The organism is Imperialibacter sp. EC-SDR9, assembly GCF_902498805.1.
Lineage (GTDB): Bacteria > Bacteroidota > Bacteroidia > Cytophagales > Cyclobacteriaceae > Imperialibacter.
In genome coordinates, this window is sequence record NZ_LR701578.1 from 17,734 (window position 1) to 40,973 (window position 23,240).

General features: G+C 46.3%; 21 protein-coding genes. 10 read left to right on the top strand and 11 right to left on the bottom strand.

Annotated features, from left to right (window positions below; translation table 11 throughout):
- Positions 1-144: 144 nt before the first annotated feature.
- Positions 145-1,077: a tRNA epoxyqueuosine(34) reductase QueG gene (queG, locus tag GC130_RS07055; RefSeq protein WP_151997581.1), complete on the bottom strand. Its 933-nt coding sequence runs from the start codon at positions 1,075-1,077 to the stop codon at positions 145-147.
- Positions 1,078-1,091: 14 nt separating this feature from the next.
- Positions 1,092-2,123 carry a Holliday junction branch migration DNA helicase RuvB gene (ruvB, locus tag GC130_RS07060; protein ID WP_151997582.1) on the bottom strand — a complete coding sequence of 344 codons (1,032 nt, stop codon included), beginning with the start codon at positions 2,121-2,123 and terminating at the stop codon, positions 1,092-1,094.
- A gap of 120 nt (positions 2,124-2,243) precedes the next feature.
- Here ruvB and GC130_RS07065 point away from each other — a divergent pair, with 120 nt between their 5' ends.
- From GC130_RS07065 to GC130_RS07095, 7 genes are all read left to right on the top strand, one after another.
- On the top strand, positions 2,244-3,305 hold the full coding sequence (locus tag GC130_RS07065; protein WP_151997583.1) for an FAD:protein FMN transferase: 1,062 nt from the start codon (positions 2,244-2,246) through the stop codon (positions 3,303-3,305).
- 143 nt (positions 3,306-3,448) lie between these two features.
- A complete protein-coding gene (locus GC130_RS07070; protein WP_151997584.1) occupies positions 3,449-4,189 on the top strand; it encodes a ZIP family metal transporter in 741 nt (246 codons plus the stop codon).
- Between the two features lie 85 nt (positions 4,190-4,274).
- A complete protein-coding gene (locus tag GC130_RS07075) occupies positions 4,275-5,135 on the top strand; it encodes a carboxypeptidase-like regulatory domain-containing protein (RefSeq protein WP_151997585.1) in 861 nt (286 codons plus the stop codon).
- A gap of 139 nt (positions 5,136-5,274) precedes the next feature.
- Complete coding sequence (locus GC130_RS07080) at positions 5,275-5,532, top strand: DUF4212 domain-containing protein (protein WP_151997586.1); 258 nt, start codon at positions 5,275-5,277, stop codon at positions 5,530-5,532.
- 22 nt (positions 5,533-5,554) lie between these two features.
- On the top strand, positions 5,555-7,246 hold the full coding sequence (locus GC130_RS07085) for a sodium:solute symporter family protein (RefSeq protein ID WP_151997587.1): 1,692 nt from the start codon (positions 5,555-5,557) through the stop codon (positions 7,244-7,246).
- 118 nt (positions 7,247-7,364) lie between these two features.
- Positions 7,365-9,263, top strand: coding sequence for an acetate--CoA ligase (gene acs, locus GC130_RS07090; protein ID WP_151997588.1), 1,899 nt, complete (start codon positions 7,365-7,367; stop codon positions 9,261-9,263).
- 140 nt (positions 9,264-9,403) lie between these two features.
- Positions 9,404-10,714 (top strand): pyridoxal phosphate-dependent aminotransferase, encoded by a 1,311-nt coding sequence (locus tag GC130_RS07095; RefSeq protein WP_151997589.1) that lies wholly within the window; start codon positions 9,404-9,406, stop codon positions 10,712-10,714.
- 86 nt (positions 10,715-10,800) lie between these two features.
- On the opposite strand, the gene GC130_RS07100 is transcribed toward GC130_RS07095, so the two are convergent.
- Complete coding sequence (locus tag GC130_RS07100) at positions 10,801-13,179, bottom strand: ribonucleoside-diphosphate reductase subunit alpha (RefSeq protein WP_151997590.1); 2,379 nt, start codon at positions 13,177-13,179, stop codon at positions 10,801-10,803.
- Positions 13,180-13,211: 32 nt separating this feature from the next.
- The gene (locus GC130_RS07105; protein ID WP_151997591.1) at positions 13,212-14,198 is read right to left on the bottom strand and encodes a ribonucleoside-diphosphate reductase small subunit; all 987 of its coding nucleotides are present in this window, start codon (positions 14,196-14,198) and stop codon (positions 13,212-13,214) included.
- A 494-nt stretch (positions 14,199-14,692) separates the two neighbouring features.
- Here GC130_RS07105 and rplU point away from each other — a divergent pair, with 494 nt between their 5' ends.
- The 3 genes from rplU to GC130_RS07120 all read left to right on the top strand — a co-directional run bounded on the left by rplU (position 14,693) and on the right by GC130_RS07120 (position 15,938).
- Positions 14,693-15,001, top strand: a complete 309-nt coding sequence (gene rplU, locus GC130_RS07110) for a 50S ribosomal protein L21 (protein WP_151997592.1) — start codon at positions 14,693-14,695, stop codon at positions 14,999-15,001.
- A gap of 9 nt (positions 15,002-15,010) precedes the next feature.
- Positions 15,011-15,268, top strand: a complete 258-nt coding sequence (rpmA, locus tag GC130_RS07115) for a 50S ribosomal protein L27 (protein ID WP_151997593.1) — start codon at positions 15,011-15,013, stop codon at positions 15,266-15,268.
- Positions 15,269-15,488: 220 nt separating this feature from the next.
- Positions 15,489-15,938 (top strand): hypothetical protein, encoded by a 450-nt coding sequence (locus tag GC130_RS07120; protein WP_151997594.1) that lies wholly within the window; start codon positions 15,489-15,491, stop codon positions 15,936-15,938.
- Between the two features lies 1 nt (position 15,939).
- Here GC130_RS07120 and GC130_RS07125 read toward each other — a convergent pair whose 3' ends face one another.
- Genes GC130_RS07125 through lipB form a run of 7 tightly spaced genes read right to left on the bottom strand, consistent with a single transcriptional unit; the run spans position 15,940 to position 23,239 of the window.
- Positions 15,940-16,560: a rhomboid family intramembrane serine protease gene (locus GC130_RS07125; RefSeq protein ID WP_151997595.1), complete on the bottom strand. Its 621-nt coding sequence runs from the start codon at positions 16,558-16,560 to the stop codon at positions 15,940-15,942.
- 35 nt (positions 16,561-16,595) lie between these two features.
- A complete protein-coding gene (locus GC130_RS07130) occupies positions 16,596-17,573 on the bottom strand; it encodes a polyprenyl synthetase family protein (protein ID WP_151997596.1) in 978 nt (325 codons plus the stop codon).
- The gene (rnr, locus tag GC130_RS07135; protein WP_151997597.1) at positions 17,570-19,744 is read right to left on the bottom strand and encodes a ribonuclease R; all 2,175 of its coding nucleotides are present in this window, start codon (positions 19,742-19,744) and stop codon (positions 17,570-17,572) included. The genes GC130_RS07130 and rnr overlap by 4 nt, the downstream gene beginning before the upstream one ends.
- Before the next feature lie 12 nt (positions 19,745-19,756).
- Positions 19,757-21,340 carry an ABC transporter ATP-binding protein gene (locus tag GC130_RS07140; RefSeq protein WP_151997598.1) on the bottom strand — a complete coding sequence of 528 codons (1,584 nt, stop codon included), beginning with the start codon at positions 21,338-21,340 and terminating at the stop codon, positions 19,757-19,759.
- Positions 21,337-22,071 carry a 3'-5' exonuclease gene (locus GC130_RS07145; protein WP_151997599.1) on the bottom strand — a complete coding sequence of 245 codons (735 nt, stop codon included), beginning with the start codon at positions 22,069-22,071 and terminating at the stop codon, positions 21,337-21,339. The genes GC130_RS07140 and GC130_RS07145 overlap by 4 nt, the downstream gene beginning before the upstream one ends.
- Positions 22,072-22,106: 35 nt before the next feature.
- Positions 22,107-22,511, bottom strand: coding sequence for a hypothetical protein (locus GC130_RS07150; protein WP_151997600.1), 405 nt, complete (start codon positions 22,509-22,511; stop codon positions 22,107-22,109).
- Positions 22,508-23,239, bottom strand: a complete 732-nt coding sequence (lipB, locus tag GC130_RS07155) for a lipoyl(octanoyl) transferase LipB (protein ID WP_151997601.1) — start codon at positions 23,237-23,239, stop codon at positions 22,508-22,510. The genes GC130_RS07150 and lipB overlap by 4 nt, the downstream gene beginning before the upstream one ends.
- Between the last annotated feature and the right edge of the window lies 1 nt (position 23,240).

Genomic DNA, 23,240 nt, shown 5'->3' on the forward strand with positions numbered 1-23,240 from the left:
TAAGGCGTTGGTACCGGATGAGCTACTCGTTTTCCGGGATTGGTGCTACGAGCAATTTGGAAAGATGTATCAGTTAATCCTAAACAAACAATTCAGTAAAGTCAAATTGTAACATTAACCACCGAAGGGACAAGAATTTGTCCCTTACTTTTTTCCCGCAAATTGTATATTTCTCTTTAGCCCTGCAAACTTAGCTCGCTTCACCGCCGACTTCTTGAATACCCTACCGAACGTCTCTTCGGTCATTTCCTCCCACTCGCTTTTTGAAAAACCCTCCCAACCTTGTGGACTAAAGGCAGCCTCACGATGGGGCTTCGAAAATCGGTTCCATGGACAAACGTCCTGGCAGATATCGCACCCAAAAGCCCAGTTTTCCATTTTCCCGCTAAACTCATCCGGTATGCTCTCCTTCAACTCAATGGTTAGGTAAGAAATACACCTGCTCCCATCAACAACATAGGGTTCAGGGATGGCCTTAGTGGGGCAGGCATCCTGGCAGGCGGTGCAGGTACCACAATAGTCCTTCATGGGGCCGTCAGCTTCGAGCTCCAGGTCGATGATGAGCTCTGCCAAAAAGAAAAAGCTGCCCATTTGCTTATTCAGCAGCAAGCTGTTTTTGCCAACCCAGCCAAGCCCACTTTTGGCAGCCCAGGCACGTTCGTGCACGGGAGCGGAGTCTACAAACACCCTGCCTTCCACCGCACCGATCTGCTTTTGTATGGATGAAAAGAATTCCTTGAGCTTTTCTTTCACCACCAGGTGATAGTCCTGGCCGTAAGCATATTTGGCAATTTTGAAATTGTTCTCGCTTTCGTGCTTCGCCTTCGGGTAATAATTGTAGACCAGCGACACCACACTTCTGGCACCGGGAACGAGTTTCGTCGGGTCCAGCCGCATATCAAAATGATTCTCCAGGTAACTCATTTTTCCCTGGTAGCCTCTATTTAGCCATTCCTCGAGTTTTGGTGCTTCTTCGGCTAGAAATTCAGCCTTTGCTATACCACAAAAGGAAAAACCCAGCTCGCTGGCTATGGCTTTAATTATCTGTGTGTTTTTTGAAACTGTGTGAGTGGGCATATTAAACGCCGCTTTTATTCATCGAACAGGGTACCTGATCTTCCGGGAAGGGGTACTTTTAAATGCTTGTAAGCCATAGGCGTGGCCTCTCGTCCCCTCGCCGTTCTTTTGATATACCCTTCCTGGATCAGAAAAGGCTCGTACACTTCCTCAATGGTTTCGGCCTCTTCGCCGCAAGCGGTAGCAATAGTGCTGAGGCCAACGGGGCCACCGCTGAATTTATGAATGATAGTGGAAAGTATCCTGTTGTCCATCTCGTCCAGCCCGTTCTGATCGACATCGAGTGCCCTCAACGCCATTTCCGCAATAGGCATGGTGATAGTGCCTGTACCCTTTATCTGCGCAAAGTCTCTGGTCCGGCGCAGCAGGTTGTTGGAAATCCGGGGGGTACCACGGCTCCGTCTGGCAATTTCGTAGGCTGCGTCGTCCTCAAGAGGTGTATTCAATATGTCAGACGAACGTTTGACGATCTGTGTCAAAAGCTTGGCGTCGTAGTATTCGAGCCTTGCGTTGATGCCAAAGCGGGCCCTCAGTGGCGAGGTGAGCAGTCCGGATCGGGTAGTGGCGCCAATCAGCGTAAAAGGGCTGAGGGTAATTTGCACACTCCGGGCGTTAGGCCCTGAATCGAGCATGATGTCAATTCGATAATCCTCCATAGCAGAGTAAAGATATTCCTCCACCACTGGGTTGAGCCTGTGAATCTCATCAATAAAGAGCACATCGTAAGGCTCCAGATTGGTCAGAAGCCCCGCCAGGTCGCCCGGTTTATCAAGCACCGGACCGGAGGTGATTTTTATATTCGACTGGAGCTCGTTGGCAATGATGTGTGAAAGGGTGGTCTTACCCAGGCCCGGGGGGCCATGAAGCAAAACATGATCCAGAGGCTCGTTGCGTTGCTTGGCGGCACTGACAAATATTTTGATATTTTCAACCACCTTCTCCTGCCCGGTAAAATCACCAAAGTTCAACGGACGTAATGCCTTCTCTATCTCCTTTTCGGTGGAGCTCATTTGTTCATCGTCGCTACGGAGGTAGTCTTCTCTCATACTCAATTGAGGATTTGCGCTAAGTTAACGAATCGCCTTATTAAGTGGATAGTTCACCGGCCTTTGTTCAGTCAATCAAAATTTTTAACTGTAACTTGCGGGCCTAAAAACTGATTGTCAATGGATCCTTTTGTCAGGAAGCGAGTTCTACCTCTACTATTTGTTATCGCTCTATTTATCGTTGTGTTTGTGAGGAGAAACAGCTCGCCAACACAGGTAATGATGCTTCAGGGAACAACCATGGGGCCCATACCCTACCATGTGAAATACATTTCCTCTGATGGGGTGTCGTATCAGAACCAGGTAGATTCTTTGCTGCGGGCATTCAATCAATCTCTTTCTACTTATGTGTCAGATTCAGAAATATCGAGATTCAACAAGGCCGACTCACTTGCTTTTGACTCACCACTGATGTTTCCTGTGCTCGAAACCAGCAAATTGGTTTATGAAATGACGAACGGAGCTTTTGACCCAACAGTTGGGCCACTGGTAAATGCCTGGGGTTTTGGCCCTAAGAAGCAACCTTCCGCCGACACGGCAAAAGTAGATTCCCTGCTCAACTTTGTTGGGTTTGATATGATACGATTCACTCCCACCTATGCCGTGAAGGAAGTTTCGGGCATGTACCTCGACTTCAGCGCCGTTGCTAAAGGGTATGCAGTTGACCTTGTCGGAAATTTTCTGGCCTCCAGGTCCGTCAGCGATTATATGGTGGAAATAGGTGGTGAAGTGACTTGCCATGGCAAAAATGAAAACGGTGAGGCCTGGCTCATTGGCGTGGACAACCCGAAGCTTGACATTACCAATGAAAATATTGCGGCGACGGTGAGCCTCGACAACAGGGCGATGGCAACTTCGGGTAACTATCGAAACTTCTATGAAGTGGATGGAAAAAAATACGCTCACACCATTGACCCGGTGAGCGGCAGGCCTGTTCAGCACTCCTTACTAAGTGCATCAGTTTTTGCCAGGGATTGTATGACAGCAGACGCCCTGGCAACCGCCTGTATGGTAATGGGAGTGGAGAAGGCAGTCACGCTTTTTGAAGCGCACAAAGAGTTGGACGCTATACTCATCTATAGCGGCGCCGATGGCGACATCCATACAATTGTGACTTCCGGCATTAAGGCAAATGTACACTACCTGCTGTTTCCTGAAGCAAGCAATTCCGCATCTCAGTAGCAACTACCTATAACGGAAAATTTTAGGGCATTGAACCTTTTGCGTACTTTCGGTATTTAGTAACGATACCTGACAAAATTTTTGCTGGCAAATGTGTCTAACGGAAACCCATAAGTCCTTCATTTTTAGCTTACCTGCTCACGATGGTTATTAGTATTATCTCTCTGTTCGTTTTAACACTGGCCGGCGGGCTTGCCTCCCAGTACTTTTCAAAACCTGCAGGCGCCAGCTATAAGCTTGCATTGGTCTTCGCAGGTTCGTACCTCTTTTCCATCACCATCATACACATTCTGCCTGAAATTATGCAGTCATCCACGGATGGCAAACATATTGGCATGCTGGTGCTGGCGGGCTTTCTCATGCAACACTTTCTGGAGTTTTTCACCACTGGAGTCGAGCATGGCCATAGCCACGATCACTCACCGGAAAACCAATCGGGATTAGCTCCCTATTCTATTACGGTCGCTCTTTGCGTACATGCCTTTTTGGAAGGAACTGTCCTGGCTCACCCGGGAGTAATACATGGAGAACACGAGCCCTGGACCTTGCTGGTTGGCATTCTTTTGCACAAAATACCTGCCGCTTTTGCCCTTATGTCGGTCCTGGGCTACTTCATGGGTAAAAGCAAAAAGGCCATATTGTTACTAGTTCTGTTTGCCTTTGCATCTCCATTGGGTTTGATTGTCAGCAATATTCTCAAAGATCAGCTTTTACTTTCCGAGTCTGGGTCGATAGCCTTGTTTGCGATTGTGAGCGGCAACTTCCTTCATATTTCCACCACCATCTTCTTTGAAAGCAGCCCCAAACACCATCATGGGTGGAAGAAAAATTTGACCATCATTATTGGTGGCATCGTTGCCATGATATCAGAAGCGCTGATGTAGTACAACCAATAGTTGAAAAGGCTGGTCTTGAATACACATCAATGCCCAAGAGTTTAATTATCTTTGAGGCTCATTTAAGAAAAGGTTGATTAAAAAGCATCTCATACTGATCATTTTCCTGCTGGTGGGCAGTTCATTCGCCTGGTCGCAAGGCATTTTCAACGATACTTTTGTTGTAGAAGGCACGCTGCTTGATAAAAATGACACAGTGCCGGTGCCGTTTGCCCATGCCTATTCGATGGATTACAAAAGGTTCAGGGTGTCTGATGAGAAAGGCAAATTCATCATCCAGCTTCAAAGAGGCGATACTCTCGTTATATCGTCCATTGGGTATGCCACACGCTTTTTCCTTTTTACTGACATTCCAGCCAGCCGAAAAATAGAGCATGTTATTTATATGTCGCAGGACCCTGTGGAGCTGCAAGGCATCACCATTTATGGCAAAATGCCAATGGAAGGGTTCTATGACCACGAGCGCATTCCTTATGACAAGTTCAAAGAAAAAGAACTGGAGCCTGGCTATTATAAACCTGGGTTAAGCATGAGCCCAGGTGGGGCTGGCGTGTCGGTTGGGTTAACGGGTGCATTAACTTTATTAGCAGCTCAATTCAATAGCGAGTATCAGCAGCTGAAAAAACTGGACAAAATAAGGAAACAAGAATACCAGGTGGCCCGCTACGAGTATTTTGTAAAAAATCGCCTAAGTCCGAGGTATGTAACTACCAACACCTCTCTGCTAACCACCGAAGTTGACGACTTCATCAAGTTCTGGTCGCCCGACACAGCCTTCGTGGAATATGCCAATGAGTATGAACTAGTCACCGCCCTGCAGGAAAAGGAAAAGCAGTACATTGATCAAATCAAGCGCAACCGGGGCTCCGATGACGACATTGTGAGCACCATTGAGCTGAGGAAGCTGCTGATGGACAAGGGGAATGAGGAGTAGCGCTCAACCCAGCCTCTTGCAACAAAAGCAGCCACTAATACCCTTTCCATTACATTATTTGACTTGTTTTAGTACCTTACTGTTTCGAGTGTCCAACAAGGCGCTCGACTCAAGCTTAACACACTAAACAAGTTCGCTGATGGAAGACAAATGGCACAAACAATACTGGCAGAGAAACCTTCGCTATCTATCCATACTTCTCATCATTTGGTTCCTTTCTTCGTTTGGCTTCGGGATTTTCTTTGTAGACACACTTAACACCGTCAGACTAGGTGGCTTCAAACTCGGCTTTTGGTTTGCCCAACAGGGCTCCATCTACATATTTGTCGTACTCATCTTTTTATATGTTCGCTGGATGAACAAGCTGGACAAGAAGTATGACGTTGACGAAAAATAACCTGCTTAAACCTACTTAAACAATGGATGTACAAACCTGGACCTACATTATCGTAGGCTTCACTTTCGCTATTTACATCGGCATCGCCATTTGGTCGAGGGCCGGCAGCACCAAAGAATTCTACGTAGCCGGTGGAGGAGTTTCGCCACTTGCCAATGGCATGGCCACTGCCGCCGACTGGATGTCAGCTGCCTCCTTCATTTCAATGGCCGGACTGGTTTCGTTCATGGGCTACGATGGCACTGTTTACCTTATGGGCTGGACAGGCGGTTACGTGTTGCTCGCACTCCTACTTGCGCCCTACCTGAGGAAGTTTGGCAAGTTTACTGTGCCTGACTTTATTGGCGACAGGTACTACTCCAACCTCGCCAGAACTGTCGCCGTCGTCTGCGCCCTTTTCGTTTCGTTTACCTACGTAGCAGGGCAAATGAGAGGCGTCGGCATCGTCTTCGCTCGTTTTCTGGAAGTGGATATCAATACCGGTGTTGTCATAGGCATGTGCATCGTGTTGATCTATGCCGTGCTGGGTGGCATGAAAGGCATTACCTACACCCAGGTCGCTCAGTATTGTGTACTGATTTTTGCCTACATGGTGCCCGCAATTTTTATTTCCCTGATTATGACAGGCAACCCGATTCCCCAGCTGGGTTTCGGCAGCGAGCTTTCTGATGGCACCTACCTTCTGGACAAACTAGATGGCCTGCATCAGGAATTGGGCTTTGCCGCCTACACCACAGGCAAAAAGACCATGATTGACCTGACATTTATTACGGCCGCTCTCATGGTTGGGACAGCTGGGCTTCCCCATGTGATCGTAAGGTTCTTCACCGTTCCAAGAGTAAAAGACGCCAGAATTTCGGCTGGCTATGCACTTATCTTTATAGCTATTCTCTACACTACTGCACCAGCCATAGCGGCTTTTGCAAGAACTAACTTCATCTCCACCGTCCACAACAAAGAGTACAGCAGTTTGCCTGAGTGGTTTTCGAACTGGGAAACGACCGGGCTCATCAAGTTTGACGACAAAAACAATGACGGCATCGTTACCTATGGCGCTGATGCCAACACCAACGAACTGACCATCGACCCGGACATCATGGTGCTCGCCAACCCTGAAATCGCCCGGCTCCCCAATTGGGTAATTGCCCTTGTAGCAGCAGGCGGGCTTGCAGCTGCTTTGTCAACCGCAGCAGGCTTGCTGCTCGTGATTTCTACGTCTATCGCTCACGACCTCATCAAAAAACAAATTGCTCCCGGTCTTACCGACAAGAACCAGCTTTGGTTTGCCAGAGGTGCGGCATTGCTGGCTGTGATAGTCGCTGGCTATTTCGGCATCAATCCCCCCGGCTTTGTGGCAGCAGTTGTCGCCCTGGCTTTTGGCCTGGCAGCCGCATCCTTTTTCCCGGCCATTATCATGGGCATTTTCTACAAAAGAATGAACAAAGAGGGAGCTATCGCCGGCATGATCGCCGGCTTGAGTATCACCCTGTTTTACATGATGCGGTACAAGCTGGGTTGGATAGGTGGGCCAACGACCCCGGCCGACTGGTGGTTTGGCATTTCTCCCGAAGGATTTGGCACAGCGGGCATGTTCGTCAACTTTGCTGTCTCACTTGTTGTTTCACGGTTTACACCGGCACCACCGGAAGACGTGCAGGAAATGGTGGAAAGTATCCGTTACCCGAGAGGCGCCGGAGGTGCTACACACAGCTAATGTGTGCGCCAACAATTTACTCATCCATTTGAGGCATTGCGGTTGTGAACGTTTTTACTTTTGGGTAACTTGAACCGATAGATTTTTGTAACACATACCATACAGAAAGGGAATTGAGATGACGGATAAAATACAAACCCTCAGCGGGTATATTCACGAGTACCAAAAGAGTGTGAATGAACCGGAAGCTTTCTGGTCAAGAATTGCTGAAAATTTTTATTGGCGGAAGAAATGGGACAAAGTAGTGGAGTGGGACTTTCACAAACCCACTATCAAATGGTTCCGCAATGGTAAGCTCAACATTACTGAAAATATTTTTGAAAGACATCTTTTCACACTGGGTGACCACCCTGCCATTATATGGGAGCCCAGCGACCCAAAAGAAAAAAACAGGGTCATTACCCTTCGGGAATTGTACGAGATGACCTGCCAGTTTGCCAACACCATGAAAAAGAATGGTGTAAAAAAAGGCGACAGGGTCATTATCTATATGCCTATGGTGCCTGAGGCAGCTGTTGCCATGATGGCATGCGCCAGAATCGGTGCCGTGCATTCAGTGGTTTTTGCAGGCTTCAGCTCCACTTCGCTGGCCGACCGGATCAACGACTGCCAGGCAAAAATGGTACTGACCTCTGACGGCAATTTCCGGGGCAACAAGGCCATCGACGTAAAAGGTGTGGTAGACGAAGCCATAGAGAAAACAACGACTATTGAAAAGGTTATCGTTTTCAAAAGAACGGGGTCAGATGTCACGATGAAGCCTGGAAGAGACCTTTGGTGGCATGAGGCTATTGAAGGCGTTTCAAAAGAAAACAAGGCAGAGGAAATGGATGCAGAAGATCTGCTATTCATTCTCTACACCAGCGGATCAACCGGCAAACCCAAGGGCGTGGTGCATACCTGCGGTGGCTACATGATCTACTCACAATACACCTTCCAAAACGTATTTCAGTATAGCGCTGGTGATATATACTGGTGTACTGCGGACGTTGGCTGGATCACCGGGCACTCCTATATAGTATACGGCCCGCTTTTGGCAGGAGCCACCACGCTGATGTTCGAGGGCGTGCCCACCTATCCACACCCTGGCCGCTTCTGGGAAATAATTGACAAATACCAGGTGAACCAGTTCTACACTGCCCCAACGGCCATCAGGGCGCTCCAGGCGTACGGATTGGAACCACTGACTCCCTACAAGCTTGATTCATTGAAAGTAATAGGCTCCGTAGGCGAGCCCATCAACGAAGAAGCCTGGCACTGGTACCACGACCATGTGGGCAAAAACCAATGCCCGCTTGTCGATACATGGTGGCAAACTGAAACCGGTGGCATCATGATTTCACCGATTCCGGGCGTTACACCTACGAAGCCTTCCTACGCTACGCTGCCACTCCCAGGCATTCAACCCATCATTGTTGACCCTGAAGGCAAAGAACTGACTGGAAAAAGCGTGCAAGGCAACCTATGCATCAAATTTCCCTGGCCGGGCATGTTGCGCACCACCTATGGTGACCACGAAAGATGCAGACAGACCTATTTTGGCACTTATCCCGGCCTCTATTTCACCGGCGACGGTGTAAAGAGAGACGAGGACGGCTACTATCGAATTCTCGGCCGGGTAGATGATGTCATCAATGTATCCGGACACAGAATGGGAACAGCAGAGGTGGAAAACGCCATCAACGAACACCCTCTGGTGGTAGAGTCAGCAGTGGTTGGCTATCCGCATGACATAAAAGGCCAGGGCATCTACGCCTTCGTGATTGCCGACATGTCGAACAGAACGGAAGAGAACCTGATCAACGAAATTCGTGAAACTGTCAGCAAGATCATTGGCCCGATTGCAAAGCCTGATAAGATTCAGATTGTGCCAGGACTGCCAAAAACAAGGTCAGGAAAGATCATGAGACGGATACTAAGAAAGGCTGCGGAAGGTGATGTTTCTAATCTGGGGGATATCTCCACGCTACTTAATCCAGAGGTGGTGGAGCAAATTATCGCAGGCTCGAAGAAGTAGCACTTTTCTGCCAAAGATTTAAAAAGCTTAGACTTCTTTTAAAGAAGCTTCTAAGCTTTTTTCTTTGTGCTTTCATTAGCCCGACTTAAGCACATTTTTCAGACACCTATTGGGAGAAGTCCCAGCATCCTATTGTTGATATGCGACAGAAGTTACTACGTGAAGGGGCCAATGAACTTTCCTATGAAATAAGAGGCATTGTTAGAAAGGCGGAACAGCTGGAAAAGCTTGGCTACAACATCCTATGGGAAAACATCGGCGACCCTATTCAAAAAAACCGGAAACTTCCCGATTGGATCAAAGAAATCATTTCCGGACTCCTCTTTGAAGACGAGACGTTCGGATACAGTCATTCGAAAGGGGTACTTCACACCCGTGAGTTTTTAGCAGAGCGAAACAACAAGAAGGGTGGTGCTCAAATTTCAGCCGACGACATAACATTCTTCAACGGACTGGGAGATGCTATTGCAAAGATCTATCAATACCTGATTCCTTCTGCCAGGGTCATAGGGCCGTCGCCAGCCTACTCTACTCATTCTTCAGCTGAGGCATCACATGCAAACAATCACCCGCTGACCTACAAACTGGATCCGGAGAACTCCTGGTACCCGGATTTGGATGACCTTTACAATAAAGTAAAGTACAACCCAAATATTGTGGGTATCCTGATTATCAATCCCGATAACCCAACGGGTATGGTATACCCAAAGCCTATTTTGGAAAGAATGGTGGCCATCGCCAAAGAGTTTAACCTGTTCATTGTTTGCGACGAAATCTACATGAACATCATTTACAACAATGCAGACACCTGCTCATTGTCAGAAGTAATTGGCGATGTGCCGGGCATGTCCCTAAAAGGGATTTCCAAAGAGTTTCCATGGCCGGGTGCCCGATGCGGATGGGCTGAGTATTACAACCGTGACAAGGACGCTGAGTTTGCCAGACTTTGCCAGACCATCGACAATGCCAAGATGATAGAGGTGAGCTCTACCAAGCTTCCTCAAAGGGCTATTCCAAGAATCATGTCTGACAGCCGGTACCCGGATTTCATTAAGGCGACCAACAAACGGATTGGTGAAAGAAGTGCCTTTCTTTCTAAAACCTTCAAAGACAACCCTTATATCACCTTCAACGAAACCAACGGGGCCTTCTATAACACTATGATCTTCAAGCCTGACGCTTTGAAACCAGGCCAGACAATGCCGATCAAAGACGCCAAAGTGAAACAGTTGCTGGACAGCTGGTTCGAGTCCAACAACGGCCCTATGGAAATGGACAAAAGGTTTGTTTACTATCTTTTGGCGGCTAAGCAGGTTTGTCTTGTGCCTATTTCGTCTTTCTGCTCCGACCTCATGGGCTTTCGCATGACTTTGCTGGAAGAAAATGATGAGATCAGAGACGAAATTTTTAAGAGAATCAAAGAGGGGATTGAGGAATTCTGCGGGTCGTAATTTCTCCTCAAAGGGCCTACAAAAAATAACCCCTTCTCATCGCTGAAAAGGGGTGTATTTAAAAGGCAGAATTAATAATCATTTCATCATCCGCTGCAAGATTCGCAAGACTCCGGATCGTCGAGCGAGCACGACATATCGGCCTGATTCTTCGCATCCATCTCCTCTAGCTCTGCTGCAGTAGGCACTTTATTCTTTTGCTTTTCCACCGTGAACTTAATCGCATCAGTGGCAGCCTTAGTCCTCAGGTAGTACATACCAGTCTTCAACCCTAGCTTCCATGCGGTGAAGTGCATAGAAGTAAGCTTACCAAAGTTAGGGTTCAGCATGTGGATGTTGAGGCTTTGGCTCTGGCAGATATATGGGCCACGATCCCCTGCCATTTCCAGAATAGTTTTCTGAGAAATCTCCCAAACGGTTTTATACAACTCTTTGATATCGTCTGGAATTCCAGCAATATTCTGAATTGAGCCGTTTTCACCCATTAGCTGATTCTTCATGTCCTCACTCCAGAGGTTCAGCTTAATCAGGTCTTTCAGCAAATGCTTGTTCACCACAATGAACTCTCCTGACAATACACGACGGGTGTAGATATTTGAAGTGTATGGTTCGAAACATTCGTTGTTGCCCAAAATCTGTGAGGTAGAAGCAGTTGGCATAGGGGCAACCAATAGAGAGTTACGCACACCATTTTTCTTAACATCCTGCTTCAGTTTTTCCCAATCCCAACGACCGCTGTCAGGTGTAACACCCCACATATCGAACTGGAAGATACCTTTTGAGGTAGGCGAGCCTTTGAAAGTTTCATAAGCACCCTCTACTTTGGCTATTTCCATAGAAGCTTCCATGGCAGCAAAGTAAATGGTCTCGAATATCTCCTTGTTCAGCTGCTTAGCTTCGGGCGACTCAAATGGATAACGCATCAAAATAAACGCATCGGCCAGCCCCTGCACACCTAGCCCAATAGGACGGTGACGCATATTCGACTTGCGGGCTTCAGGTACCGGATAGTAGTTCACATCAATCACCTTGTTGAGGTTTTTGGTGGCTACTTTAGTGATCTCATATAGTTTCTGATGGTCAAACGTGCCATCCTCATTCACATACTTAGGCAACGACAAAGAAGCAAGGTTACAAACTGCCACCTCATCCGGTGCAGTGTACTCGATGATCTCTGTACATAGGTTAGAAGACTTGATAGTACCAAGGTTTTTCTGATTCGACTTTCTGTTGGCCGCATCTTTGAAAAGCATATAAGGAACACCAGTCTCAATTTGTGCTTCCAGTATTTCGAACCAAAGCTCCTGCGCCTTCACCGAACGACGACCTTTGCCTTCCTTCTCATATTTTTCGTAGAGGCGCTCAAACTCCTCTCCCCAGCAGTCGGAAAGGCCTGGACACTCGTTAGGATCCAACAAAGACCATTCGCTGTTTGACTCTACCCTTTTCATGAAAAGGTCTGGAATCCAAAGGGCATAGAACAAATCACGGGCACGAAGCTCTTCTTTACCGTGGTTTTTCTTCAACTGAAGAAAATCGAAAATGTCAGCATGCCATGGCTCTATGTAAATAGCAAAACTTCCCTTACGCTTTCCACCACCCTGATCAACATAACGAGCTGTCATGTCAAAATTGCGAAGCATTGGAATGATGCCGTTAGAAACACCGTTGGTTCCCCTGATATAAGAACCCGTTGCTCTAACATTGTGAATGCTCAGTCCGATACCACCAGCAGACTGAGAAATCTTGGCGCATTGCTTCAAAGTATCATAAATACCGTCGATGCTGTCGTCCTTCATTTGAAGAAGGAAACAAGATGAAAGCTGTGGTTTAGGTGTTCCTGCATTAAACAATGTAGGTGTCGCATGAGTAAACCATTTTTCTGATAGCAGATTATAGGTTTCTATTACAGAATCGATGTCATCCATGTGAATACCCACTGCCACTCTCATCAACATATGCTGCGGGCGTTCCACCACTTGTCCATCAAGTCTGATCAGGTAGGAGCGCTCCAGTGTTTTGAAGCCGAAGTAATCATAACCGAAGTCACGGTCATATATAATAGAAGAATCGAGATGAGCTGCGTTCTCTTTTATCACCTTCCACGCTTCCTTTGAGATCAAAGGAGCATTTTCACCAGTTTTAGGATCTACGTAGGTGTAGAGTCTCTTCATTGTGTTGGAGAACGACTTGCTGGTAACCTTGTGCAGGTTACTCACAGCAATACGGGCAGCCAGAATGGCGTAGTCCGGGTGCTTGGTTGCCATGCTTGCTGCCGTTTCAGCAGCAAGGTTGTCTAGCTGCTGGGTCGACACCCCATCATACAGACCGTTAATTACCTTCATGGCAACTTCAACAGGGCTAATATAATCTGCATTGAGTGCGTAGCAGAGTTTCTCGATTCTGGCAGTGATTTTGTCAAATTTCACTGACTCTCTGTGACCATCTCTCTTAATTACTAACATATCTATGGTTTATCAGGTATTGGTGGTGGTGATTAAAATTCTTCGTCTAGTGAGAACTTGTGTGAGTCCTTGTCATTGTTATTCATAACGCCCGCTTTCTGGTATTCAGCCACTCTTTTCTCAAAAAAGTTGGTTTTTCCCTGAAGCGAGATCATTTCCATGAAGTCGAACGGATTGGTTGAATTATACAATTTAGGGCAATGAAGCTCATCCAGCAATCTGTCAGCTACAAACTCTATGTACTGGCACATCAGGTCTGAATTCATGCCAATAAGCTTCACCGGAAGTGCGTCTGTAACAAACTCTTTTTCAATCTCTACAGCATCCGATATGATTTTCTGGAGTGTTTCAACCGGCAGTTTTTTCTTTACATGGTTGTTATAAAGCAAACAAGCAAAATCACAGTGCAATCCTTCGTCTCTGGAAATTAGTTCATTAGAGAAGCTAAGGCCTGGCATCAAACCACGCTTTTTTAACCAGAAGATTGAGCAGAAACTTCCTGAAAAGAAAATGCCCTCAACAGCAGCAAAAGCCACAAGCCTTTCCTGAAACGATCCCTCATCGATCCAGCGAAGCGCCCAGTCTGCTTTTTTCTTCACACAATCCATGGTATCGATTGCATTAAAAAGAAGATCCTTCTCTTTAGCATCTCTTACATAGGTGTCAATCAACAATGAATATGTCTCGGAGTGAATGTTTTCAATCGCAATTTGAAAGCCGTAAAAAAACTTTGCTTCAGTGTACTGCACTTCCGAAACAAAATTCTCTGCAAGGTTCTCATTCACTATACCATCGCTGGCAGCAAAGAAAGCAAGGACGTGTTTAATAAAGTGCTGCTCCCCTTCGTTCATATTGGCCCAGTCCTTTAGGTCATGGCTAAGGTCAATTTCTTCAGCTGTCCAAAAACTCGCTTCCGCTTTTTTATAAAACTCCCAGATATCGTGGTGCTTGATGGGGAATAGAACGAACCTGCTATTGTCTTCCTTCAGTATTGGCTCCTCAATTGCTTTTGTCGACATATTAACTACTTGTTACTAATTCAAAATCTTATTTCTCCTGGTCTTACTTTCTTCCTTCTGTACGCCGGTCTCGTTAAATACAATGACTTAGAGCCACCATTCCATACTGAGCAGGTGATATCTTGGAATAGTGCTATAATGTATTTAAAAACGAAAGGCCCGACTGGATTGGCCTGATGAGAGTGAAACCCCCTCAAAAAACAAGCAGTACAAATATGTGAAAACGGTTGAAAAAATCAAAAGTGGTTTGGCACACAAAGTTACGTTATTAAAATAGTGCAAAAACATTCATAACATACTGAAAACTAAAAGCTTATGACTTTATATCGGAACTTCTACTTCATTTCATTTTCGCTGTATTCGCAGTCGAAAAAAAGTTAAATTATTTTAGCATCAACAATGGGTAGTATCTCTTGACAAGACGCTTGTAAAATATATATTATAGTTATACCTTTGCAGTCCTTTTTACAACAAAAGTTTTAAGAACAACGGATATGTACGCTATCGTAGACATCGCCGGAAAGCAGTTCAAAGTAACAAAAGACCAATTCGTTTATGCCCCTAAAATGGCTGGCGAAGAAGGCGCTTCCGTCGAATTTGAAAATGTACTACTTGTCGACAATGACGGCAAAGTAGCGGTTGGTACTCCTACCGTAAAAGGAGTAAAAGTGTCAGGTAAAATCCTTGGACACGTTAAAGGTGACAAAGTGATTGTCTTCAAAAAGAAGCGTCGTAAGAGCTACAAGAAGAAGAACGGTCACCGTCAGCAGTTTACAAAGGTTTTAATCGAGAACATTAAATAAGAAAAAACCATGGCACACAAGAAAGGCGCAGGTAGTTCCAGAAACGGCCGTGAATCGCATAGCAAAAGACTAGGCGTGAAAATATTTGGTGGCCAGTTGGCAAAAGCAGGAAATATTCTTGTTCGCCAGAGGGGTACTACTCATCACCCAGGTGAAAACGTAGGTTTGGGCAAAGACCACACCCTGTTCGCACTAGTGGAAGGCACTGTTAACTTCAAGAAAGGCTACAAAGACAGATCATTTGTATCTGTTGAGCCAGTGAAGTAATTAGAATAGAAATTTGAAATTGAAGCCCTGTTGAGTAATCGACAGGGCTTTCGTTATTTTAGAGATGTACTCCAGGCATAACATCAGCCAAGCAGTAGCCTTCTATTTATAATTCATAATTTTCCCAATATTAAACTGTACATTTTTTAGAAGCTAAAATTGACTAACTTATACAACAGTTCCGTTTTTATCGTTAATTTGCACCAAACCATTTAGCTCGATGCGCAAATTTTCTTTTGTAGGGTGCGCCTATCTTCTGCTTTTCTGTATGCCACTGCATCTTTCCGCTAGTGTTGCCAGCCAAATGCACGCACAAGTCTCCAGGACTTTTGAAACAAGCCCGTTGTCAGAAAATGGGCTTGCAATGGAAACCGAAATGGCTGAAAACCTGGAAGAGGAAGCTTTGGGACTTTTTGGCCCAGGAAACAGAAAGAAGAAAAGACACAAGGAGAAGAAGAAAAGAATGGGTGGACACCACAATCTTGGTGAGAAGCTTTCTCAAAAAGGCATCTTCGGTAAACAAAAGAAAAATAGTGGTGTCGGGCAAAACGTATTGTTTCTGGTAGTGCCGGCGGTTGCCGTAGTTGGCCTGGCCTTCTTATTTGCTGCAAGCACCAAGAACAAAAATGCTGACTCTCTGCTTGACCCCGACCCCAACGGAACCAACTAGCTTACCCGAATAATTTGTAGCTCGCCACTTTCTCAAAGAAGTCACCCACCACACCCGGGTGAATGAAAATGCTGTAAATGATTCCCACAATAGCGCCTGTCAGGTGTGCCATATGGTTGATATTATCGCTCATTTGCCGTGACTGATTGATCGTATAAATCAGATAAAGAACTCCCAAAATAAAGCCGGGCAACCCAATCAAGCCAAACAGGTAGATCTTGTTCAAGGGGTTGAATAGAATGCTGCAAAAAACTACAGCAGTCACGCCTCCTGAAGCACCCAGCGATTGATAGTGAATGCTATTTCTGTTCTTGAAGTAGCTGGGCACATCCGACAAGCCGATTGCTACCAGATAAAACACAATGAATTGAATGCTACTTCCTCCCGAGTAATAGCCAATAATCTGCTCTGCAGCCTGCCCAAAGAAAAAGAAGGTGAACATGTTAAAGCCCAGGTGCATCCAGCTGTTGTGCACAAAACCAGACGTCAGAAATCGCCAGTACTCTTTTTTCTCCCTAATGGCATAGGGACTCATGGTGAGTTTGTAAAGCAAATTTGGGTTGTTCAACCCCATGATTGAAATAACGACTGTAACAATCAGGATAATCAGTGTGGGACTCATAATTCAGGTGAATAGCTATTTTGGAGCGTCAATTTTTAGTTCTCTCGGGCAATGAGGTAGTCAGCAAAATCCTTTATTGTTTGTTTTCTACTGTCCGGCAAAGAAAGGTCGGAAAGCTGCTTCAACGCAAGATCAAAATAATCATTCATTTTTTGATCCGTCAGCTCCCTGATCCCATTTCGGTCATATATTCCCTTGACCACTTCCACCTTTTCGTCCGTATCAAAATCCTTCATCATCAGCCAATTTTCGAGCTGGCGTTTGTCATCTGCAGTAGACGTCCGAAGGGCTTGTATCAGCAAAAACGTTTTTTTGTTGGCAATAATATCTCCGCCTACCTGTTTTCCGAACTTCGCCTGTTCGCCATATACATCCAGCAGGTCGTCCTTCAATTGAAATCCGATGCCAATGTTTTCACCAAAGCCTTTCAAAAGTTGAGCGTCATGGGCACTGGCGTTGCCTAGTACCGCACCTAACTCCAGGCTAAAGCCCAGCAGCACGGCTGTTTTGAGCCGAATCATTTCGATGTAGTCGGCTTCGGTCACGGCGTCCAGCTTTTCAAAATTCATGTCAATTTGCTGGCCCTCGCACACCTCTACCGCACACTGATTAAAAGAGCGAATGATGCCTGGGAGTTTTTCGCCCGGCACGTCCAGCAGCAGGTCATAAGCCTTCACCAGCATAGTGTCGCCCGAAAGGATGGCTACATTGTTGTTCCATTTTTCATGAACGGTGGCCCGGCCCCTCCGCAACGGCGCATTATCCATAATGTCGTCGTGCATGAGCGTAAAGTTATGGAACACCTCCACAGCCAAAGCTGGACGAAGGATTGATTCTACATCGTCTCTGAAAAGCTTGTAAGCGAGAAGGGCCAGGATAGGCCGCATTCTCTTGCCGCCCAAATCCATGATGTACCTGATCGGCTCGTATAATTCTCTGGGGTGTTTACCAAATTCAAATTTGGTCAGTTCCTTGTTGAGGAGTTCCGTGTACTGACGCAGCAGCTCTGTCATTTTTCGTTAGCAAATTCCAAATCGATTGTCCGGCGATCAATGTCTGTATTGGTGACCTTCACTTTTACCTCGTCGCCCAGCGTAATCATCCGCTTATTGTTACGACCAATAATCCGGTAATTTTGTTCATCAAATTCGTAATAATCGTCGTTCAGGTCGGCTAGCCTCACCATGCCCTCGCACTTGGTTTCGATGATTTCCACATAAATGCCCCACTCGGTAACGCCAGCTACAATACCATCAAATACTTTGTCGGCTGCCATTGACATGAACTCGACCTGCTTGTATTTAATGGACGCTCTTTCGGCGTCGGCTGCTCTTTTCTCCATGTCGGAGCTGTGCACGCACATGGGCTCATATTTGTCTTGTTCTACCGACTTACCACCTTTCAGGTAGTGGGCCAGCAGCCGGTGCACCATCATGTCGGGGTAACGCCTGATAGGAGAGGTGAAGTGAGAATAATGTGGAAATGCCAGGCCAAAGTGCCCGTTGGCCGCTGTAGTGTACTTTGCTTTTGCCATGCTTCTGATGGCCAGCGATGTCAGCACATTTTGCTCTGGCTTTCCTTCAATCTCGTCAATCAGCTTGTTGAGCGTTGACGAAAGATTTTCATCTGTCAGGTCGATCTTATGCCCAAACTTCTTGGCGAACAGGGTGAAGTTATGAAGCTTCTCCTCGTTTGGTGAATCGTGGGTACGATACACAAATGTCTTTCTTCCACTTTCAGTTTTTTGCCCAAATACGAATTCGGCCACCCGCTTATTGGCCAAAAGCATGAACTCCTCAATGAGCTTGTGCGCATCCTTTCTTATTTTGGGCACAATACCCAGGGGCTTGCCTTGTTCGTCCAGTTTGAATTTGACTTCAATGGTTTCAAAGTTGATAGCCCCACTTTTATACCGCTTGTTTTTAAGCAGCTTAGCCAGGTCATTGAAAACTTTCAGCTCGTTGCAATAGTCGCCAACGCCAGCTTCTATGACCGCCTGGGCTTCTTCGTAACTAAAGCGCCGGTCGGAATGGATCACCGTTCTGCCAAACCACTCGTTGACAATTTTTCCGCTGCTCTCCATTTCGAAAACTGCTGAGAATGTCAACTTGTCTTCGTTCGGCCTTAACGAGCAAAGTGCGTTAGAAAGCTTCTCCGGCAGCATTGGCACGGTGCGATCCACCAGATAAACAGATGTGGCTCTGGAGTAGGCTTCTTTTTCAAGAATGGTTTCTTCCTTCACATAATGGGTTACATCGGCAATGTGCACGCCAATTTCGTAGTTTCCATTTTCAAGAAACTTGATAGAGAGCGCATCATCAAAATCCTTAGCGTCCTCCGGGTCGATGGTGAATGTGGTAACGCCTCTGAAGTCCCTTCTGGCTGCTATTTCCTTCTCAGGAATAGTCTCCGAAATCTTATCAGCCTCCGAAATTACCTCCTCGGGGAACATAAACGGCAGATCAAACTCAGCCATGATTGAGTGAATCTCGGCCTCATTTTCACCCGCCTTGCCCAATACCCGCACCACTTTGCCTACCGGGCTCTTATTGGTTCTGTCGTGCCATCGGTCAATTTTTACAATGACCTTATCATTGGTCGTTGCGTTGTTGATATGCTCGGGGTAAACAAAAATATCGTTATGGATCTTTCTGTTATCCGGAATGACAAAGGCAAACCTCTTGGATAGCTGAAGCTTTCCAACAAACTCGTCCTTTTTACGCTGGACAATTTCCGTTACCCGGCCTTCTCGGTGCTTCTTGCCGTGGAACTTGCCCGAAAGCTCGAATTTCACCGTATCACCATCCACAGCAAACTCAAGATCGTCCGTTTTCACGTACACATCTTCATCCAGTTCGGCGCATATAATGTAGGCAAACCGTGAGTTAACATGGTCGACCACGCCCACCAAAGCCGATGGCATTTGCTGGCTAACGAACCGGCCGTCTCTGTTTCGGCTTATAATCCCTTCGTCTTCCAGACGAAAGGCAACTTCAGAAACAAGGTTTTTAGATTTCTTATCACGAACACCGAGCGTTTGTATCATTTGCCTGATAGACCAGGGCTTGCCCGATTGTTGTCTGAACAGATGTAGAACTGATTCTTTGATCTGTCCTGCAGATATTGTCTTTCTTCCTGGTGATTCTCCGCTGTTTTTTCTCTTCTTATTATTCTTTTTACTCATGTAGGAGTTTTCTTACAAAAAATTAAGGGTCAATGCAGGTTCTGCATCAATTAACTGTTGGGTGTAGTCTGATGTTGGGTTGGCCAACACTTTTTCAATCTCTCCCGTTTCTTTTATTTCACCGTCTGCCATCACTGTCAGGTAATCGCACGTGTGGCGGAGAGCTGCAAGATTGTGCGATACCAGCAGAACGCCCAAGTTACGCTCTTTTTTCAAGTAAAGGAAAAGATCGAGAATTTCAGCCTGTATGGATTGATCCAACGAGGAGGTAGGCTCGTCGCAAAGCAAAATCTTGGGCTGTAGCGCTAATGACCTGGCAATAGCCAGGCGTTGTTTTTCACCACCAGAAAGCTGACTGGTATGGCTTTTCAAAAGTCCCTTCGGCAGCCTCACCCAGTCTAATAAGTCTTTTATGGTAGTTTTAGTTTCATTTTGGTTTTCGGCGATGGCTTCATTGGGTATTTGTTCCATGTTTTGACGAGGGTCGAAAGCGCTGGAAGGGTTTTGATAAATCACCTGAACAGCTCTTCGGAAGGCCACCAGTTCATCGGCAGTCAGGGTGTCGATAGACCTGCCCTGATAGTACAACTTATCGAAATGGTTCGGGTACATACCTGCCAGCGTCCGCATTAGGGTGGTTTTCCCCGACCCGGAAATACCTGCCAATCCGCTTATCGCTCCCTGGTAAAGCTCCAGTGACACCGATTGAACAGCTTTGACGGCTTTACTTCTGCGCCAGAAAAATCCAGTTGGTTGGTAAACAAAGTCCAGATTCTTTACAGCCAAAATCGGAGCGTCCCTGTCGGAAAGCCCTTCGGGCTTGCCCTTTCGAGACACCAGCCGCTTATGGGCCTCAATTAAACTGCTGGTATAGGTTTCCCTCGGTTGGTTCATTATTTCTTTTGTCACCCCATATTCAACTACTCTTCCACTGTTAAGCACCATCAGCTTGTCGCACATGGGTTCCACAATTGACAGGTCGTGGGTAATAAATACAAGCGCCGCCTTTTCCTTTTTGGAAAAATCTTTGAGAAGTCGCAAAATGGCCGCCTGATTCACGGTATCAAGTGCTGTTGTCGGCTCGTCGGCTATAATAAGGCTCGGTTTGGCCATCATAGCCATAGCGATAAGAATACGCTGCAACTGCCCTCCCGACAGCTGGTGAGGCAGGCTACCCAACAATCTTTCGGGGTCGTCAATGCCTGTCTTTTGAACCAATGCGTACGCTTCTTCCATTTGAAACTTGATTCCCAAAGCCTGGCACTGATCCTGCCATTGTCTGAGGAGAGTAGTTACCGGAAAGCTTGCCTCCAGCGGCGACTGGGGAATGTAAGCAATGGAGTGCCCCCTCAGCACGCCAATTTGATCTTCCAGCGGCCTGCCTTTCCAATATATGTTTCCAGAGCGTTGAAGCCTTTCATCCAGCAAATGTAGCATACAATGTGCCAGCAAGGATTTTCCCGCACCACTTTCGCCCAGGATACCCAACGACTCACCGGGCTCTATCGACAGCGAAACATTGTCAAGTAAATTTTGCTGTCCGAATCGGACGGTAAGTGCCGAAATATTGAGCAGCACAGGTGGGTCGGCAGTCATTCGTTAACGTCTACAAACAATATTTTATCCTTCGGAATAGTCGGTTGCTGATGCAGCCGAAGGAAAACCTGGGCAGTAGCTACTACATCGTTTTTACAGTAGCGGGCAATTCTGTCAATGTCTCCGGTGCCATAGTAAACTTCATTTACCATGCTTCCATCAATATCATCCTTTGGAGATGGAATTCCCAAAACCGCTGTGAGAAGTTGCAAGGAGGTAAAGCTTTTTCTGTCTCCGTACTTCCACATTTCCATGGTGTCAAGGTGTGGCACCTCCCATGGTTTTTTGCCTTCAAGTCGTAGAATATCGGGCAACGGGATTCCGTGAATAGTCATTCTTCTGCATAGATAGGGGTAGTCAAATTCCTTTCCGTTGTGGGCACAGAGGAAGTAGCCCTGATTAAACTTTTGCTCCATCAGCTTTTGGAAGCTTGTAAGCAACTGATGTTCATCGTCGTTGCTCAACGATGTCACCCTCAACTCCACACTTTTATCCTCATTGAAAGCAAAGTAACCCAGCCCAATAACGATTACCTTTCCAAACTCAGAGTAAATTGCTGCCCGGTTTTCATACATTTCAGCCGCATCGACCTCATCATTTCCCCCTGAGAGGCTAACAGCCTTTTTGCTCCAGAGTTTTTGCCAAATTGGGTCGAGTTCGTCAAATTTCTGTCTTCCTGCTACGGTTTCAATGTCTATAAAAAGGATCTTCTTTGGAGTGCTGTCTGCCATGCCACAATATTTTTTCTATTAAAATAGAAAAATATTTACGGATGCAAGACACCTTCAAGCCCTATCTCTTCGATATAGCTCAAATTATCTTCTAAAATGGTATCAGGGACAAAAATATATTTCTTGTCATACACCTGGTTGCCAATAAAAAAACTGACCCAGTATTCATTGTTAAGGCCAAAAACCTGGGGATGGATGGACTCTACCTGCATCGCTCCTCCTCCGTCAACTAGTGGGAACATGTGCCGAAGTGTAGAAGTCTTTTGCTTCTCGCCATCTAGTTCGCCATACCCCTTGGAGGTAACCATCACATTTTCCAAAGGCCGATCATTTCTGTTAATGAGGTACACCACCCATTCTGCTTCTTCGTCAACTGTCGGCTTTTTAACCACAGCCAGGGTAACATCTTTTACAGGTAAAAAGGGAATGTCTTTTTTCATGCAGTGACGAGGTTCATTTCAAATAGAGAAGCAATGTTCTTCAAAAGCCTCTGTTGTACCTCTTCCATACTCACTTCAATCCCAAGCTCTTGCTGTAGGGAAGTCACCGCTTTATCATCTATCCCACATGGCACGATGTGCTTGAAATAATCGAGATTGGTATTCACATTGAACGCCAGCCCATGCATGGTGACCCACCTGCTTGACTTCACTCCAAGGGCACAGATCTTTCGTGGGTCCTTCTGTTCCTCAAAGTCAAGCCATACGCCCGTAAGCCCGGCAATTCTTCCGGCCTTCACCCCGTATTCGGCTAAGGTCATTATTACAGCCTCTTCTAGTAGTCGAAGGTATTTGTGGATGTCGGTAAAGAAATTATCGAGGTCGACTATTGGATAAACAACCAACTGGCCCGGGCCATGGTACGTAATGTCGCCGCCTCTGTTGATCTTGTAATAGTTAGCGTCTATTTGTTTGAGTTCGTCATCATTTACCAACAGATTCTCTGCTTTTCCGCTTTTTCCCAGCGTAAACACGTGTGGGTGTTGGCAGAACAAAAGATAGTTGGGAGTGTGTTTCTGAAGGTCAACAGCAGCATCCCTGTTTTGAATCTTCAGCGTCACAGTCTCGGCAAATAGCTTCTCCTGATAGTCCCACGCCTCCTGATAGTCAATAAAACCAAGGGAGATGACTTGTGTAGTTTTGTTTTTGATAGCGGCAGTAGCCTGCATG